Source organism: Bradyrhizobium sp. Pa8 (assembly GCF_052588265.1).
In genome coordinates this window covers 1,770,637-1,789,340 of the sequence record NZ_CP176767.1, presented here as the reverse complement: position 1 = coordinate 1,789,340, position 18,704 = coordinate 1,770,637, and the positions used below count along the sequence as shown (strand labels likewise).

General features: G+C 56.6%; 11 protein-coding genes. 3 read left to right on the top strand and 8 right to left on the bottom strand.

All coding sequences use genetic code 11. The annotated features are described in order from the left end of the window. The 6 genes from ACKWRH_RS08120 to ACKWRH_RS08095 all read right to left on the bottom strand — a co-directional run bounded on the left by ACKWRH_RS08120 (position 1) and on the right by ACKWRH_RS08095 (position 8,821). Positions 1-1,353 carry a coproporphyrinogen-III oxidase family protein gene (locus ACKWRH_RS08120; RefSeq protein WP_445220067.1) on the bottom strand — a complete coding sequence of 451 codons (1,353 nt, stop codon included), beginning with the start codon at positions 1,351-1,353 and terminating at the stop codon, positions 1-3. Between the two features lie 1,581 nt (positions 1,354-2,934). Further along, on the bottom strand, positions 2,935-3,777 hold the full coding sequence (locus ACKWRH_RS08115) for a pyruvate kinase (protein ID WP_445220066.1): 843 nt from the start codon (positions 3,775-3,777) through the stop codon (positions 2,935-2,937). A 308-nt stretch (positions 3,778-4,085) separates the two neighbouring features. After that, positions 4,086-5,864 (bottom strand): FAD-dependent oxidoreductase, encoded by a 1,779-nt coding sequence (locus ACKWRH_RS08110; RefSeq protein WP_445220065.1) that lies wholly within the window; start codon positions 5,862-5,864, stop codon positions 4,086-4,088. A gap of 32 nt (positions 5,865-5,896) precedes the next feature. Beyond that, positions 5,897-6,727: a phosphoenolpyruvate hydrolase family protein gene (locus tag ACKWRH_RS08105; protein ID WP_445220064.1), complete on the bottom strand. Its 831-nt coding sequence runs from the start codon at positions 6,725-6,727 to the stop codon at positions 5,897-5,899. A 5-nt stretch (positions 6,728-6,732) separates the two neighbouring features. Next, complete coding sequence (locus ACKWRH_RS08100; protein WP_445220063.1) at positions 6,733-7,890, bottom strand: Tm-1-like ATP-binding domain-containing protein; 1,158 nt, start codon at positions 7,888-7,890, stop codon at positions 6,733-6,735. 568 nt (positions 7,891-8,458) lie between these two features. Then, positions 8,459-8,821: a Mu transposase domain-containing protein gene (locus tag ACKWRH_RS08095; RefSeq protein ID WP_445220062.1), complete on the bottom strand. Its 363-nt coding sequence runs from the start codon at positions 8,819-8,821 to the stop codon at positions 8,459-8,461. A gap of 52 nt (positions 8,822-8,873) precedes the next feature. On the opposite strand from ACKWRH_RS08095, the gene ACKWRH_RS08090 reads away from it, so the two are divergent. Beyond that, positions 8,874-9,245 carry an ATP-binding protein gene (locus ACKWRH_RS08090; protein WP_445222354.1) on the top strand — a complete coding sequence of 124 codons (372 nt, stop codon included), beginning with the start codon at positions 8,874-8,876 and terminating at the stop codon, positions 9,243-9,245. Here the strand turns inward: ACKWRH_RS08090 and ACKWRH_RS08085 are convergent. Further along, entirely contained in the window at positions 9,196-10,641 is a 1,446-nt protein-coding gene (locus ACKWRH_RS08085; protein ID WP_445222353.1) for an MATE family efflux transporter, read from the bottom strand. The two genes, ACKWRH_RS08090 and ACKWRH_RS08085, sit on opposite strands and share 50 nt — an antisense overlap. Continuing rightward, a complete protein-coding gene (locus ACKWRH_RS08080) occupies positions 10,613-17,083 on the bottom strand; it encodes an amino acid adenylation domain-containing protein (protein ID WP_445220061.1) in 6,471 nt (2,156 codons plus the stop codon). Before ACKWRH_RS08080 ends, ACKWRH_RS08085 begins: the two co-directional genes overlap by 29 nt. Before the next feature lie 611 nt (positions 17,084-17,694). On the opposite strand from ACKWRH_RS08080, the gene ACKWRH_RS08075 reads away from it, so the two are divergent. Next, a complete protein-coding gene (locus ACKWRH_RS08075; protein ID WP_445220060.1) occupies positions 17,695-18,231 on the top strand; it encodes a hypothetical protein in 537 nt (178 codons plus the stop codon). Positions 18,232-18,274: 43 nt separating this feature from the next. Beyond that, positions 18,275-18,631 carry an adenosylmethionine decarboxylase gene (gene speD, locus ACKWRH_RS08070; protein WP_445222352.1) on the top strand — a complete coding sequence of 119 codons (357 nt, stop codon included), beginning with the start codon at positions 18,275-18,277 and terminating at the stop codon, positions 18,629-18,631. Positions 18,632-18,704 lie beyond the last annotated feature (73 nt).

The window sequence follows — 18,704 nt, the reverse complement described above, 5'->3', positions numbered from 1 at the left end:
TCACGCCACCTGACATTGCTCCTCAAGAGTAACCATCGTGTTAGAGTAAAACATCCGAGCTAAAATGCTCGAATATTTGAACCCCTCTTGCGTAAGCTGACAAACATCACCATCCGCCAAATTGATGAGTTGCAGAGATTCGAGCGCCTTGAGTTCTTCACCAAAATCGTCTGTCAGTGTTCGTCCGAATATTGCAGCGTAATTCTTTCTGCTTAAAACTGACAATGTGAGGCCAAGCAGGACGTAACGACGCGCAAGATCGTCCGGCATTAACTTGATTCCGTGTGATGCTATTGCCTTAGGATCGAAAGGACGATCCGAGAATGCGTTGATGATGCGCGAAGCCACCTTCCAGTCTACGGCATAATCCGTGCTATAGTGATATTGGCCGAGATAGCTTCTGGCACCAGCTCCCAATCCTAGTAGGGGTGTCCCTTCGAAGTCCGAAACCTCCTGCCGGTAAGCATGGTCGCCAGTAATCCTGGTGAAACGTATGAAGGATTCCTGGCGATAGCCCTTGGACGCCATCAAAGCAACATTCTGATCGTAGACTTCATACTTTTCCGCTTCAGAGAAAAATAGTTCAGGATTGAGTCTTTTCGAGGTAGCGACGTTCGTCATCGGACGAACAACAACGGGATAGAGAGAAATTGTCTGCGGCTCATAGTCGAGCGCGCGGCCAAGCGAAAAGATCCAAGAGTTACGGGTTTGACCACGCAGGCCGTAGATCAGATCAAGATTGACGTGAGAAAAGCGCTCGATGAGGGCTTCAATTGCCGCATTTGCAATCTCGATCGAATATGGCCTACCAGAGTGTGCAAGCTCGCCGGGTACCATGCTTTGGATGCCCATGCTCATTCTGTTGACGCCAAGTGTCTTCAGGCAATCCAGAAGGCTGTTGTCGAAACAGTCCGGCGCGGCCTCGACCGTAATCTCGCATCGTCGGTTTCGTTTTGGAAATGCAACGTCGAGGACGGCGAAGAGCGCGCCGAATTGATGCTGCGTTAGCAGCGTCGGAGTGCCGCCGCCGAAATAGATACTGACAACCTCTCGATCTCCAAGGTATTCTCCATACCGAGCGATGTGCTCCACCAATCGACCGACGTAAGCCTCCTGAGTCGCCGCTCTATTGCGCGTTGTAAGAAAGAGAGTGCAATAGGTGCAGCGGTAGCGACAGAACGGAATATGGATGTAGATGTTGATTTGTTTTGAGCGATTAGCCTGCTCAACAACATCAGTTATGCGGAGTGGTTGCGGGAAAGCTCTATAGGCTCGCTTCGAAGGATAACCATAGACATAGGTCGGAAGCTCCTTTTTCTCTATCTTCGTCCGAAGAAATTCCAGACGATCCATGACTTACCTCCTCGGTTGTCGTGCATGACCTGACGGTCATGATCTCGTGGCACCAATCACTAGGACCGCTCGCCCGCTCTTGCCGCCGCGCAAAGAAAGAACTCAAGAGCCGTGCCAACTGCGCTAGGAAGCCCCAAAGAGCTCGTTCCACGTTCTATTCAATGACTTAACTGCGAGCGAGGCACAGCACTGCACGGCCAAACATCGCTCAGTCTCGAAAGCGACAAACGCGACAACAGCGGGCGAGATACCTCGGGAGAGCGGCAACGAGTAGACCGTGCAGGTCTGGTGCAATGAGGAAGTAGCGATCCGGTTGATGTCACGCGGTCCAGCGATGTACGTGCACTTCGGCCCAGTCGTAGTTTGTCATCGGACGAACTGGAGAGCAGACTTCAGGAACCGCGTTTGTGGAGCGGCACGCTGGCCGGCAACGGGTTCGCGCGGCGGCCCATCGGCCGGTGCCGCCACCGCGGTCATCAACGTCGCCGCGCCAACCGTCCCCTTGATCCGCATCCGAGCCCAGACGGCGAACGTGCCGCCCGTCCCGGAGAGTTCCGCCTGTGGTAGCTGGTCGGCCCACAGAAACTGGACAAATGGACCTTGTCGTCCTGCCGGATACTGGCCTAGGCCAAAAAAGCCTCTCAGAACCTGCCGCCGCCAAACGGTGAGCAGATTGGGGAAACATTCATGTGCTGCGCAACCTCGACGATGCTCGCCGCCAGCGCAGTCTCCTCGACGGCCCGAAGCTTCTTGGCAGCCGTCCTACCGCCGTCGTGGCTGCGGACTCGGCAGAAGTCGAACCGTCGCCACTTTTGCTCATTTGCTTGCAAATTGATGGGCAACCATCTCACGCTCCGATCGGTCCGCATCTTGACAGAGCGGTCCGAAAGCCACGACATGCAAGCAACCCACCCAAGCTCTACTAGTTCTTGAGAGTTCAAAGCGAGGCCAAGAACTCACTTATCACGATTGACGACACGCGCTGAGGGGGGCAGGACTTAGCCAAAATGGTGCGCGTCCTAGCATCAATCTCTCTAACCCTATGCTGAGGAGCAGAACAGGCCGTGAAACTCGGGCGTGTATTCATTTTTGATACACGAGATCAAAAAGGGTACAGCCCCGGCGGTACGAACCGGCGAGCCGCGAGTGTGGAAGCTAAGCCGCTCAGGTAGAGGTAGTGGGGGACGGAGCCAACACGAAATTGTTCGCCTCCGTTGAAAGATTGTCCCGCGGGTTCACTCTGGCGCAGGTGTCGCAAGTGCACATTCGACCATTGTCCGGCTCACCTGATTGATGGCCGGGTTGGAATCGAGGCCTGTTGCTCATCGCCTGCCTCGAATGAAAGGGGCGCCGACGGAATGCCCCCACGTCGCAGCCTGGAGCACATATGAGAGTGGTCGGCGCCACGAATCGATGCCGGCCAGGGCGACTACCGCGAGTGGACCAACGAATCCCCGACGAAAATCGCAAATCACTCCGATAATCGGTCGCCAATCTGCCATGCCGAATTTGCTCGTCGACTGCGATCGGAAGAATGCCAAAGCCGACATTCTTGCCATGCGATCCGGCCGCATGTCGCTGCTACGCATCTGACGCGTTAGCGACGAAAGACACGCGGTCCATCATGGCGACTCCTCGCCCGGATAGCCTCCACTTGCCGATTCGGCAGACAGCATCACTGCGTCGGCTCCATCGCAGAGCGCGGTTGCAACATCTGAGGCCTACGCGCGCGTCGGCATCGGCGCAGCGACCATTGAGTCCAGCATCTTGGTTGCGGCGATCACAGGCTTCGCAGCAGGCCGACAGGGCGCGGATGAGCTCTTTTTGCCGGCCTCGCACCTCTTCAGACGGAATTTCGACGCCGAAATCACCGCGCGCGACCATGATGGCGTCTGACAAGTGAATGATATCGTCGGTGCGATCGAGCGCCATAGGCGTCTCGATCTTGTCTATCAGGCCTGCTGCATCACCAATCAGGGCCGGTGCCTCGATAAGGTCAGAAGGCTTTTGAACGAAAGATATAGAGCGACCCAATCTAGCTGAAGGCCGAAGGCGAGATCTTTCTTTGTCAGAGGAGAGACGTCGAACAGCGTCCTCCGGCAGGTTTATACCCTTGTGATCACGGATCATGCCGCCAACAACGATGCGTGCGACCATCTCGCCGTCCCCTGGCTTTTTGACGCTCGGGCGCACGCGGCCATCGTCAATGAGAAGTCCTGGCCGGGATCCGCGGCTGCGAATATTTCCGGATGAGGTAGAGGGATCGACTGTTTTCCGCCGCCGGCTCCTTCGAGCAAAGCGAACCGTTTCGCCGGTATCCAACATCAACTTCCCCGATTCAACGAAGCCGATGCGGATCTTCAGCCCTCGCAGATCTTGTAGCACTCCGATCGGCCGACCGAATTCCCGCTCAAGCGCGCGCATCAAAGCATATACAAGCGCATGGTCATCATGACATCCATGACTGAAGTTAACCGGAAAGCATCCGCGCCCGAAAAGTAGAGAGCTCGGATCTTATCGGGGCTGGCGGTCGCCGGACCGACCGTTGCGACTATTTTGGCGTAGCGCGAACGACGCATCGTGAACTCTCTAGGTTAGAGATGAGTTCTGCGTGAAACGCGACGGCGACGTCCAGAGAGATCCCCAAAACAGCCTTTGATTTTCGATGCAGCCTGGTTCACGTCCTTCCCGCCCTTTGCCGCCATGCGCGCTGAACACAGCTATATCGATGGTCAAGCTCCTGAAGCTGCTGCTTTTTGCTCATGCTGAGCTGATGCCAGAATACGGTTGACGGCACGGTAGGCGAACACGATCGCGGGGCCGATGGTGATGCCCGCTCCGGGATAAATTCCGCGCATTGGCGAGGTCATGTCATTGCCGCAAGCATAAAGACCTAAGATTGGACTTCCACTTCCATCCAGGACCTGTCCACATGTGTCAGTTGCCAATCCAGCCGCTGTGCCAAGCGTTGCCGGAACAATCGGCAGCGCAATAAACGGGCCTTTTCTGATCGGTCCGAGATTCGGATTTTTTGTTCCTACGGCCGGATCGCCCAACGTGCGATTGAAAGCGGATTCACCACGCTTGAAGAGCGGATCGCGTCCTTCCGCAGCGTGCGCGTTGTGCTCCCCGATCGTTCGTTGAAGCTCGGCGGGGTCTAGCCCCAACTGCCTTGCCAGCTCCGGAATTGTTCGGCCCTGCTTGATGTAGCCGAGGCGCGCGTATCTCCCGATGCTTAACGTCCAGGGCCAAGGCAACAACTGTCCCATGCCTCTCAGGCGGACGAAGTCCTGATCGCAGATGAAGTAGAACCGCTTGTCGACCGGATATCCGTTCTTGAACATCGCGATGCAAATATCATGGTACGAATTGGATTCGTTGACGAAACGTCTAGCATTTGGCCCCACCGCAATGACACCGGGGCGGCCGCGGTCTAACCAGCCGTACGGGACGAGTTGCGAGCGGCTGGAGCTCTTCAGGATCGACACTGGGGTCCAGAATCCGGCAGAGGCAACATCGTTGTCAATCGCGGCTCCGAGCCTAGCCGCAAGGGCGATGCCGTCGCCGTTGGCATCGGGATGGGCCAGCGTGTCGTTATGCTGATGGGGGCCGCTAAGCTCTGCTCTTAAGCGCGCGTTGCACGCAAAGCCGCCCGTTGCGAGGATGATCCCATGCGAAGCGCGCACGCTAATGTCAGAATCGATCAGCTTGACGAGTGCCCCCGGAACGCGCCCCTCCTCCTTGATGAGTTCTATGAGAGGAGACGCTGGCCAAACTTCTACGCCATACTTGCGTAGGCTCACGAGCAAGCGCGCGATGAAGGCGTTGCCTCCGCTGAGTTCAGTGCCACGCCTGTAACTCAGCCGATCCCGCGCGTAGCGGCTGACCCGACGCAAGACATGCTTAAGCGAAGCAAAAGACTGAAAAGGGTTTAAGAAGCTTCTCACCTCTCCGGAGGAGATCATCATTCCCCCGAGTACAACACGAATAGGATCGCCTATTAGGTCGAAATCGGTGCCGAGAAGCCGTCCGTCATAGGGTGCGGGGCTCAGTGCACGGCCCTTGTCAACTCCGCCGGCCTGGCTCGAGTGATAATCGGGCACAGACGCCAGCGTAAACTTGACTTCTGTCCCGTTCTCAAGTGCTGAAAGCGCTGTTGGGCCGTCCTCAAGATAGGCCTCAACGAAGTCAGCCCGATAGTAGTTGCCAAGTTCATGCTGTAGGTACATCCTCGCTTTCGCAAGCGAGTCATCAATGTTTGCGAACCGAGCCTGGGGTGAACAGGGAATCCAGATCATACCGTTCGACAGCGCCGTCGTCCCGCCAAGCCGCGGAGACTTTTCACACACCGTGACGCGCAGTCCGGCCTTTGCCGCGTAGAGGGCGGCCGACAGTCCGGCTGCACCGCTGCCGATCACGAGGACATCAGTTTCCCAATCATGATCGGACTTACTCCCTCGCGGGAATACTACCGTCCTATGGGCGCGTGATTGATGGGTCGGCTTGTCCATTCCAACCTCACTCCAAGATTTTCCGATGAATGTCAGTGATTTCGTGGAAGCGACACGGCTTTGAACTCTTGTGCCGCCGTCTTCACTGCCTGTTCAATTGGGATTCTTTCGATGGAGGATGCGCCAACGAAGCCGACACACTGCGTCGACCGATAGACCTCGGCCGTATCCTGCGGCTCTGCAATTGCCCCGCCATGGCAAAGGAGGATGACGTCCGATCGGATGCTCCTCGCCGCCGCGTTGATGTCGTTGATGCGCCTGATCGCCTCTTGTATTGACTGGCCTTCATCATGACCAACGAGCCCGCCGCGGGTTGCGCCGACGTGCGGGACGATGCAATCGGCTCCCGCGCTGGCCATGGCTTTGGCGTCTTCCGGGCTGGCGACATAGGCGAGCGAGAAGATATTCCTCTTGCGGGCAGTTGCGATCATTTCGAACTCGCGCTCGAAGCCGAGCCCAACGCGTCCGCGGCGGTCGCGCCATTTCTCGCCCATAGTGGAGATAGTCGGATAGTTGATAACGCCGGAGAAGCCGGCCGCCCAGAACTTGTCCAGAAGGGCAACAAGATCGAGCCGAAGAGGATCCCACGCTTCAACGCCGCCTATGACAGGTACCGAAGAAACGACGTTGCGGATTTCTGCTGCAAGGTTGAGGGTACGCGCATTTGAATCGCCGATCCGGCTCGTGGGAAGCCCCATAAGGCGCGACAGCCCGGTACTATAGACCACCAGCATGTCCGCGCCGCCCAAAACAGCACATTTCGCAACTAGGCCGCAGCTGCTTCCGGCGGCAAGGACCGCTTTTCCCTGATCGATCTGCTGCCTGACCCTGGAAAGGATTTCGGTTCGCTTAAACATCAGCATCGCATTCAGACTCCCTGCCCCAACTTTTCGACGATCCACGTCGTGGCAGTCTCGGCAAATTCGGGATCGTTGATGTGGCAGTTCAGTTCGCAAACCATAGTATTCGGCGCGAGATTATCCTTCACCCCTTCGAGCCAAGCCCTGTCAGCGTCGGGATTGCAAAAAATGCAACCCTCGCGGTCATAATCTGAAACGCCTTTCGCTGGCCAAAGGACAATTACAGGTCCCTCTGCCAGCGACAGCCGCTCAGCCGTAAGTCGGCCGATACTCGCGTTCTCGGAAGGAGTCGTGCGCATAAGCGTCGTATAGGGTGTGTGGGAGTAGAGCTGACGGCCGCGAAATTGGTCAGGAACGCTGGAGGGCGGGCCAAAATTGACCATGTCAACCGCACCAGGCGCGATCACTTGCGGGATCGATTGGTGAGATGCTGCCTTGAGGCGATCCGGACCGGCGCTCGCGGTGCCCCCAAGAATTTCATCAGCCAGCTCCGTTGTGGTCAGATCGATCACAGCGTCGAATTCGCCGGCCGCGATCAACTCCTCCATTTTGCGGCCACCCGCCCCGTTGGCAGGAAACACAATCGCATCCACGCCAGCCTCGGCGAGACGCGCCACGCACTGATTTGCCGCAGGCGTCGTCACGCCAAAGGCCGTGATCGCCACGATCTTCTTCTTCCGCTCATGCTTCGTGGGCGCAAAGTGCATGGCCGCAATAGCCCGCCCTGCATTCTCCAATACCCGTTCAGTAAAGGCGTTGACCCCAAAGAGATCGACGATCGTCGGATAGAGAATGATGTCGTTAAGGACAGCCAATTCGGCGAGTAGCGCTGGCCTTGCGCTGCTCACGAGTAGCTTAGGAAAGCCATAAGGCAGATCAGACACGATCTCGCCGAAAACTGCGCTCCCCTTGCCACCGGCAACTCCCACAATCGCGCCGATAGTGCCTGTTGCCAGGAGATCACGAACCCTTGCGCGCGTTGCTGCGGCTATCTCCTTTAAGAGCTCGGCGGGCGAGGCGACACGAGCCCCGTCACGATCGCGTTGTTTCGTCCCAGCAGCCATCCCGGAGGTGCCGACGTCGATTACCACCGCCGTGCGGCCGCGTTTCTCGATGATATCTGCAAGGTAAAACGCTTCGCGGCCCTTGGTATCCAGCGTGGCCACAATCGCGACCGCTCCCTCAGGTTCGGACCGATTACCATCCCGGACCGACCCTTGGCCGTCCGTGCAATGGTGAGACACGATCTTCCTCCCCGACTGTTCTAAACACCAGGTGGTCTTAGACCGGGCTGAAACCGGGTATAAGATTGGGGAAGGGGGCATTTGGGTAAGATTGGGTAGATGTTGGTAAAAGTGCTTGCGGAGCTGCTCCCATAGGTGCGTCCCTGGAGATCGGCTTTTCGTAACCTTTCAAAAGGTTTCATGCTCGTCAGGTCAACGTTGTCTGTCAGTGACTGGAACGACCGACTTTTCGGAGCTTGTGCGGTATCTGCATTAGGATGCCCCCCTTGCCTCTGGAATCCGTACGCGGCGATGCACCGTGTTGCGTGAGGTGAAAGCCACGCCAACCTCGCCCCTCGACCTGGCCAAGACCGACCTCCTGTTTGAGTTCGTGGTAGTCGCACGGTATGCGCCAGCGAAGTTTGGCGATGTTGACCGGTTGCGGGAATTCAATGCTCCGCCCCATAAGGGTCGAGCCAATATTTGTGCGACGCTTCTTCGCCTTACGCGATCAGCAGCCATTCCTCGGGCCGGCTCTCAGCAAGCCAGGCATCTCGAGGCGCCGGACGGACGCGCACTCGGCTAACCGCGATGAGAACCGTTCTGCAGCATCCTCTCGCCTCGGATTTTGTGCCAAGCATGCGCTGGCAGACCGATCGCAAGTTCGCACACAGATCTGCGCCTCCGCCTCTCGAGGGGCGAAGCGATAGGGCACCGAGTAATAGTGCCGCTCGATCTCGACGTGATAGTCGAGCCCAACCCAGCATCGGCGCCGTTCGGCATGGACCCACGGCTCGCCGAGGAACGGCTTATGATTTGGCGCACCACCTTCCTCGAACAGCCGGCGCCAAGTGCGGCCATACTGACGCAGCACCCGTCCGTCATTGAGCTTGGCCAGACCCGCATCGGGAAAAGCTGGCTTGGTTGTGCACGCGGCCAGAAGGCCTCCAGGGACCAACCAAGCTGTACTTTACACCCGGCTGCCGCGGTTGATCGAAGAACTGGACGTTGCCCGGGACGATGGCCGACGCGCCTCGCGGATGAAGAGCATCGCCGCCGTCGATTTCCACATTTTAGACGATTGGGGCCGCCAAGCCATCGACGCCAATGCCCGTCATTATCTGCTCGAAATCTTCGAAGACGGCTACGGCAGTCGGTCAACACACGTCACCAGCCAGCTTCCAATTGCCAAATGGACGCTGATGCCATACTTGATAGCCTGCGGCCAGTTCGAGCCTGAGCGGCCGGTCAGCTTTGCGGGCTGTAGTCTCGGTTTTCATCGGGGAGCGCTCGTCTGAGCTCAGCGAACTGGTGAAACAACACACACAGCGCGATCATTCCAGCGCCCAACTCAGCGATTGCTTGACTTGCCAACAGTCCGTTGAAACCCGATATGACCGGAAATAGCAGTACGGCTGGTATGAAGAGATAACCCTGCCTAGCGAAGGACACAACCGCACTGAGGCGTGCCTTGCCGAACGACTGAAGCATCGTGGTCACGATACTCTGAATACCAAAAAGTCCAAAAAAGAGATGGAAGACGATGCAGGTCGAGATGGCAATTTCCGTGACGTTATCGCTATCACTGAACAGGCCGATCAAGGGCCGGGCAAAGCTCACGACCGCTGCAGAATACGCAACGGAGAGAGCCAGACCTATAGAGAGCATAAACTTCGTAGCCTTTAGTACACGGACAAAGTCGCGCGCGCCCCAACCAAAACCCAAGACAGCTTGAGAACCTATACAGAAGCCGGTGATGGGCAGTGCGCCGACCGTCAAGATCCGCACAGCTATTCCCACGGCCGCGATGGCCTCGTCGCCGAATGGCGCGGCAGCTCTGTACAATAGCATGTCGGCAATAGCAGATAGAATGCTGGTCGTGGTCGCCGGTGCCCCTATGAATAGGAGTTGTTTGATGCAATCTGCTTGGAACGAGATGCGAGATATTCTGATGAGGACTATCCCGCGACGCTGCGTAAAATATGCGATATAGAGGCCAATAGCGGCGATCTGAGATACCAGCGTTGCGAGTGCTGCGCCCCGCACACCGAGATCCATTAAGAATATGAACACGGGATCAAGCACTGCATTCAGAGTGAAGGCCGCGATCATTGTCCACATGCTGAATCGTGTGTTGCCTTCGGCTCTGACGATGAAGCCGTTGACGATGTTTAGAAGCATTAAAGTGCCCCCGAGCAAAAGCGTCGCCGCGTAGTCGAGCGCCACGGACATGATAGTCGGAGGTGCCCCGAGCGTTACGAAGACACCTCGCAGGCTTAGAAGCAGAGCAACAGTAATAGTGATGCCGATCGGAGCAGCGAGCGCGAGCGCGGTACTTGCACCTCGACTCGCTTCCAGGTACTCACCAGTACCAAGACGATGAGATATGAACGACGCTGTTCCAACGCCGATCCCCTGTCCGACTGCTGTGAGCAAAACCACGATCGGCCAGGTCATGCTGACAGCTGCGATCGCTTGCGCACCAAGCGCGCCAACAAAGATCGCATTTACGACCTGCTGCAACGCGTTGATCGATAAGCCAACAACTGACGGAACGGCGAGCCGCAGGATAAGGCGCGAGAGATTTGGGTCCGATAGATCGATGTGCAGCTTTCTCCTTTGCATCACATCGCGATCGCGCTCGACGGCGAATTCCGCATATGGCTCATTCATCGATGTAAGTGCCGCAAGCACTTCCAAATTCGTCGATCGTCTGCAACAGCTCCCGCTGCAACACCTTGCAAAGATTACGGGTCGCCTCATGACCGACCTCGGCTGGATTATATCTCGTTTCAATCTGTAGATGGCCGGCTTGATATCCGACATCGAACCAGAAGAGGTGGTCCACGGACGCGTCATCCATGTCTTCGCCGATCCAAAGTGGAGAAGGTTTCTTGGCTAGGAGACGGCGTGGAAAATGGCGCTGTACACCCGCTCGGTAGTTCACTCCAATTCGGGGTAAGGGCACGCGATCGATCCGGCGCCGCACCGCTGGACTTCGGTTTAAGAATTTCAGGACCCGAAACCCCATTCCCATACGCGGCAGCGCATTACGCTGGCGGTATATTGAACGGGCACGATCGGGACGGTGCTCCGTTCCAGTCAGCCTCAAGGGAAGGGGAACAAGCTCGCTGATATGGCCGATGATTTGAGATGGATCGAGATCGTCAAATAGCTGACCTCGGATTGAGGTAAGGCTATCAATCCAGAGCGAGTAGTTGCCGAAAACGCTTCCAAAGGCGCCAGATATAGCGGCAAGAAACACATCAACATCCTGACAATGCGCCAATCTGGGTGCAATATTGAAGAGATCAGCTGTCGCTTCTTTGTCAATCTCAAGATGGTATTTCGCCTGATCTTCCCAAAGGGATCGGCAGTTCACTTCATCCATGCGACCTTCAACACGCGCATAGTGAAGCTGTCTCGCGGTCACTTTCGAAAAGCTCGCGCGGCCTCGTGAAGTGTCGCTGACGCAAAAATTGAACTGATGGTAGTCAATCCTCTCCCAGTATTCGAGCTCAGCCAACGCTTCGCTGTTCGCGTAGTGCTCAAGGCGCTTCAACCATAGAAAGAGCGCTTGTACGTTCGCGGGACCGCTTACTGCACGGCCTGAGGCAAGAGCGTTGTAGGCCGCATCCAACGCTTCCAAGAACAGTCGATAGCCTATCCCGTCCGCAACAAAATGATGCATCAGGATCAGAAGATAGTAATCGCCGCTTTCCGATGTGCGGAACGTCGTGACGTTAACAAGAGCCGTCCGGCCGTCAAACCGAAACATATGCTGACGTCTTGCTGAGATGCTCTCGATTGCCTGACGTTGCTGTAGGCGCGTCATTCCGACGAGATCGATCTCTTCCACAAGGCGTTCGGCCACGGAAGGCACGATTGTCAGACATAGACCATCGGCAGTTCGAGCAATACGGAGTCTGAGGCCTTCGTGCCTATCTGTGACATGGGCAAGGGCGCTCTTCAACATTTGGATGTTCAGTACGCCGCCGGGCAAGAAGAACAGATCTCCGATGTTGAAATGCTCATCGAAGCCGGCAAGACGGTTCCAAGATGATATTGCAGGAGTAGTGGGCAATGAGCCATCCGCGGAAGGAACGGTATGGAATGTAACAGTCGCCTCATGTGCAGCCAATTCCCTGATGGTCGGTGTTCGATAGAGTTGGCGGACAGTGAAATTCAGCCCGGCTTCGCGCGCCAGCGTGACGCAGCGCACGCTGAGAAGAGAGTTACCGCCGATCTCAAAGAAACTCGTATCGAGCCCGACGCACTTGGCGCCTAATAGATCCTGCCAGATCCTAGCAAGAATACGCTCCTTGCTCGTGCGGGGCTCAGCAGATGGAACTGGCCCGACCTCGCGGTAAGGAACGGATGACAGGCGAGAACGATCTATCTTACCGCTCGCCGTAAGAGGGATATTGTCAACCAAACGGAAGGCGGCGGGAATCATGTAGGACGGCAATGTGTGGCACAGGTGGGTGACAATATCTTTGGAGCTTAGACTGTCGCGAGCCGGAACCACGCTAGCGGTCAGGCGACGATGGTTATCAATGCCTTCTGCTACGACCGCGGCCTTTGTGATTGCCGGATGAGATTCAAGAGCCGCTTCGACCTCCTCCAGCTCGATGCGAAAGCCTCGTACTTTGATCTGGTTGTCCGATCGGCCGCAAATCTCGAGAAGGCCGCTTGTTGGGATGCGTGCGATATCACCGCTTCGATAAAGAACGCCGTATTGGCCACCATCGTACGGATTCGGTACGAAACAACAGTTGGTCCGATCTTGATCCCACCAGTACCCGGCGCTCACGCAGCGTCCGGCGATGCAGAGTTCGCCGGCGGCTCCGACAGGGACTCTATTTAACTGGGCATCGAGCACGTAGAGTTTGACGTTATCGATCGGGCGCCCAACGGGGACGAGCGACGAGTCATTGCAGGAATTCGATGTTTCGTAGACTGCGGCATTGGATGCACATTCCGTAGCACCATAGAAGTTCCACAACGGCACGTCCGGGAAGTTCGCACGCCAGCGAACGGGGAGCGAGGAAGGCATCGGTTCGGCGCTGCTTGTGACCAGCCGCAAGGCGGTCCGTCGCCGGTACCGTTCTTGGGACGCAATGACGCCGGACAGGAGAGGCGGCGAGGCAAATAAGCGTGTCACGCGATGTCCTACCAACGCGCATAACAACAGATCTGGGTCCAGCAACTGCTCTTGAGTTAGGATCAGAGCGGGCACACCCTTAAGAAGCCCCCCAAAGTACTCCCAAGCGGACGCAACAAGTGATGCTGACTTCTGAACAACCAGAACGTCGGTACTGTCGAAGGGAAAGCGTCGCCACATCCAGTTCAGTCGATTGAGAATTGCCGATTCCGGTATAAGAACCCCTTTGGGCTTCCCGGTTGAGGACGACGTGTATATAAGGCTTGCAATCTCCTGATTTGATGGTTTGTCTCTGCACTCAAAATCGTGCGTGGATGCGATGGCCCCTTCCCCTTGTAGCGTCAATAGACAGACCGACGGCATGTCAAAACCAAGCTCAACGGTATCTGCGTGAACCAAAAGCTTTGCCTGACTATCTCGCAGGATATGTTCGATTCGATCACGCGGATAATCCGGTGATATAGGAACAACAATGGACTGCAAGGCTCGTGCCGCAAGAATAACAGCGGCCACGTCAGGCGACCGGTCGACCAGCATGGCGATCATATCGCCCGCCCCCACGTCCGAAGCCCGCAGCAGCGACCTGATAGCTGTTACGCGCTCACGCAGTTGGCCGAATGTGATCTCGCCAAAATCACCAAAATATGCGACCTGACTCGCATTCGAGACGCTGATTTGCTCGAACGCCTCGACAAGAGGGCATTCAGTCTCATATGGCTGCGCCGAGCCATCTAGCGAGTCCAACATAGCAACGTCTGACGCGCTGAGGAAGCTCAGATCTTTAATGGGCGCAAGCGACTGCTCAATGCAGGCTGCAATTAGACAGCGCAGATTGTCGGCCATGCGGACGATCAGATCGCCGGAGAATATGTCTTCCGCATACGCGAGCTGGAGCGCAATTTCATCACCCTGATCTTGTGCGTATAGTGTCAGATCAAATTTTACATAGCCGGTCTCATATTCACGGAATGTCAAATCCAACTCATGTTGGCCAGGTGGCTCCGCGGCCTCGGAGTACATGTTGAACATAACTTGGAAGATCGGTGATCGTCCCGCTTCGCGATACAGACGGGTATCCCTCACCATCCAGCCAAATGGATATCCCGAATGTGCGATGGCATCACTGACTAGGTCCTGGATGCGCAGGGTATGAACCGCAAACGACTGGCTGACATCGATCGCGGTCCGGATTGGCAGCATATTCAGGAAAAAGCCAACAATCTCGGCGCTGCCAGGTTGATCCCGTACGACGTGCGGTATGCCAACGATAATATCGTCCTGACCGCTATACATCCGCAGCAGCAGCTTGAAGCACGCGAGGAGTGTTGTTGACGTGGTGCACCTATGTCGGCGCGCAAACTCCCGTACCTGATTGGAGAGCTCGCTGCCAAGCAGCACCGCATGCGAGGCACCGCGGTAGGAATTTGTCCGCGGCCGCGCTCGTCCCGTTCCAAGCGAAAGCACCGGCGGATCATCACCAATCTGCCGACGCCAATAATTACGTTGGTTGACCAGCGCCTCTGGCGTAGCGTGTTGTGTTTCCCAGACCGCGTAGGTCGAGAGTGAGGCGCGGTTATCTGGCACGAACGCTGCGGCATCTACGTACCTTTGTCGAAGGTCCCTGAGCAGAACGGAGATCGACCAGGCATCGATGATGATTTCGTGAGCGGTGATCAGTACGAGATGGTTGTCAGGTCCGAAACGGATCATGCGCGCGCGAAACAGATGGCCTTGGCTAAGATCAAAGCTGCCGTTCAGCTCTGTTTGCCGCAACTCTGCAATTAGCTCCTCAGCTTCCCGCGCCGTGAGCTGAGATGCATCAGCCAGTTCAAGACTTACGGGTTGGTCATTGAAAAGCTGAACCGGACCGTCCTCGTCGATGAAGCGTGCCGAAAGCGCCTGATGGGAGCGAACAACATCGATCCAGGCGCGATTGAACGCGGCCAGATCGATACTGCCCCTTATTCGCAGGCCGCCTTGAATGATGTAGTTTTTGGCAGACGGATCGAGCTGCGAGAGAAACCATAGGTGCTCCTGAACTCGCGTCAGAGGCGATCGCGTAAGCTTGCCGGACCTTAGGGCTGTGTACGGTTTGGATTCAACTCGGGCAGAGATCGAAGCCGCAAGAGATCGGATCGTTCCATTCATGATCAGCCTGAAATCCGGTCGCACTCCGAACAGGGTCTGCAACTGGCCCAATATGAGCATTGCCCGAAGCGAGTCTCCGCCGAGGCTTATGAACTGGTCATTTACGCCAATGCTCTCAATACGCAGAATGCCGGACCAAATTTGACCCAGCTGGGCTTCGAGCTCAGTTTGCGGCTCCTCGAATGGCGTCGGCAATAGGGGCCGAACATTGGTCGGATCCGGCAACGCTCCAAAATCGACCTTTCCGTTTCGGGTCAGCGGAATACCGCCGACATGGATGATCCTTTCTGGGAGCATGTAGGTGGGCAGCGCTTCGGCAAGAAAGTTCTGGAGCTCGCCCTCCCCTAGTTGAGCTGGAGCTGACACATACGCGATGAGTCGTTTCGATCCATTTCCCTCCTCAGCCCTGGTTATGTCTCTCGCAGTAAGCTTTACGCCTGCGCAGACGGAGGCGACAACGACGGCGCCACGAACCAATTCATGAGCGGAGAGTCGGGCCTCGATTTCACCCAGCTCAATTCTGTGCCCGCGTATTTTGACCTGACGGTCCCGTCGACCGAGACACTCCAAGAGGCCGTCGGAACGAACTCGCCCGAGATCACCTGTCCTGTATAGGCGCTGGAACGACGGGTCATTTGAGAACGGATTTGGCCCAAAGGCCTCCTTGGTGCGTGCATCGTCATTGACGTAACCGGCAGCGACACCAACGCCGCTAACGCAGATTTCGCCGACCTCTCCCGTGTTGCACAGGCGCGGCCCGTCCGCGACATAAACCTCCAGGTTGGAGATCGGTCTGCCGATCGGCACATAAGTGTCAGACAGCGCAGGCGGTGCGGAGGTCAGATGATGCGTAACGCCGTCCGCGCACTCGGTCGGCCCGTAGTGGTTGAGAATGGGGACACGGGGATATAAGGCAAGCCACGCCCGCGCTAGTCCGGGCGTTAGAGGTTCTCCGACCGTAGAAATAATCCGCAAGCCGTCCAAAGCTCGCTGAGCCGCCGGAAGGGACTGCAGATACTCAACAAATACTGCAAGCATCGATGGAACGAATTGAACGACGGTCAACCCGCGTCCTTGAATTGCTCGGAGGAGTGATACTGGCGATTTCAGTGTCGCGTCATCAATGATCGCAATACAGCCTCCGACGCAAAGTCCTGCCAGAAGTTGCCACAGCGAGATGTCAAAACAGTGCGATGCCGTCTGCGCAACGCAATCCCTCCAAGTGAGGGTTAAAGCATCAATCTTTGCCACCAAATGATTGTTTAGGGCTGCGCGCTCGATCATTGCGCCTTTAGGCTGGCCCGTCGAACCAGACGTAAACAGAATGTAGGCGTGTCCATCCCCGCTCGATGATGCCAGAACAGACGAAGCTTGGCTCTCGCGCAGTGCCGCCTCTATCGCTATGAATTGCGTGGTGCCCTTGCTGCTCGCCTGGAATGGACTGAGCGACTCCAGCTGATCTGGCCCAACAATCAAAGCGCAGCGACTCTGCTCAATCATGAATGATGTACGAGCCACCGGTAACGATGGATCGAGCGGCAGGTACGTTGATCCAGCCTTCAGTATTGCGACGACCGCCGTTGCCCAGTCGAGGTTTCGCTCGCCCCAATAGCCGACGACCGCGCCGTGAGCGCCCTGCTCTCGCAACCTCCTTGCGAGGGCATCCGATCTTGTTCGCAGCGCCTTGTAGCTGAGTTCGTCTGCGCCGCATGTCAGCGCAACCCTCTCCGGATCCGATCTTGCAAGGCGATCGATCAGCGCGATCGCATCGAGCGGTTGACGCTCTACAAGCTGATTTTTGCCTGATTGATCTTCGATAGGCATACGCGTCCCGCCATCCACCGCCTGCTCCAGTACTTCATTAGAACAGTGAGGATTCTGATCGAGACCTGCGTTGCGTAGCCCCCCTGATGCTGCGAGTCATACTGTGCCGTTTTTCTCGTTTCTTAGCTTTTCGTCCTTACGTTCACTACTGTTTCCTGATGATCGGCAGGAGAACACGGCCGGACGCTAAGGCCTCAAGTTGGCATTCGCATCTACCGGATCTTGTAGTTGACTCGCGAAGGTATGCATGGCTCCACCAATCGGCCCAGACTCGTTCGTACTGCGCAGTATGTGTTGAAGGCTACAGCGCGATTGTCAGATTTAAGACCATTGTGAACTAATCGCTACATGCACGCGGTGTGACGTAACTGGGCCATCTCCATCTCCAAGCGGCATGATCCTTGCTTCGTTCGCGACGCCGCCATCACCGATGACAGAAAGTACTCGGTTGATGGATCGAGAAGGAGCCGCGGAGTGTTGGATGCGATCTCGCGTTTATTTTCAGAGAGCGACAACGACTGCGCTTGTCGCGAGCGGTGCACCCAATTCGGCGGCCCCTGAGCAAGCAGGCGCGCTGGCTCCAGCCCCGTGGTATTGGTCCGGAGGATAGATTGACGGGCACGCCGGCGGTGGTGACGGGCAACACTTCTTCAGTAATCCCTACGTTTCGTCACGCTATGGCTGCGTCGTTCCTATGTTCCTGGCAGGCAGCCGGATCGGCTACAACCGGCAACGGAATAGCTGAATGCTTGGCCTTACTCGATGCCAACGGCGCCGTCACCAACGGCACAAATACCTGCCTCGTCGCCTCCGACATAGCGCTGAGTGCAAACTGCAAGACGAGTCCAAACGTCTTTGTCACCGGAGCCGGCAGCGACGGTCACGCATTTGGCGCGCAGAGCCATGAGCTGGCTACGTCAGCCGCCGCCAAGACGATGGTGTTCACCTTGGTGACCGCCGCATCAAGGACCCGGCGGCGGCTCAAAGGCACAAATCAGTTGCCGAAGGTTGCAGGTGTCGGATTCAACGACGGCATTGAGATCATCCAAGAGCTCGCAAACCAAGCGCCTGATCACCTCGTCGTCCAGATCCCGAATAGCTCGGCTTATTGGCCGATAAGTCAATGGAGATTTTGTAGTGACTATTGATAGCGAGGACGCCCCACCGACTCAGTCCACCGGTGCGACGCATATGCTAATCGAGCTATGGGGAGCGAAGAACCTCGACGATTCGGCCCTTGCGGAGAACGCAATTCGAAAAGCTATCCGTGCGGCGGGCGCGACACTACTCCACATTCATGTTCACAAATTTTGTCCGGGCCACGGCGTCTCCGCAATAGCATTGTTGGCTGAATCGCACATTACCTTACACACTTGGCCTGAGAAGTCGTACGCGGCCGCTGATGTTTTTGTATGCGGCAACAGCGATCCTGCGAGCGCGCTACCGGTTCTAGTTGAGGCCTTCCAGCCCGAACGGTCTGACGCTCGCCGCTTTCGGAGAGGTGTGCCGATCAGCCAACGGGTTGAAGCAGACGATCAATCTCCTTGAAATAGCAGGTCATGTTTCCGACCGCGAGCTATCGCTGAAAGTTGGTGATGGCGGGAATCGGGAGGCGGCATAT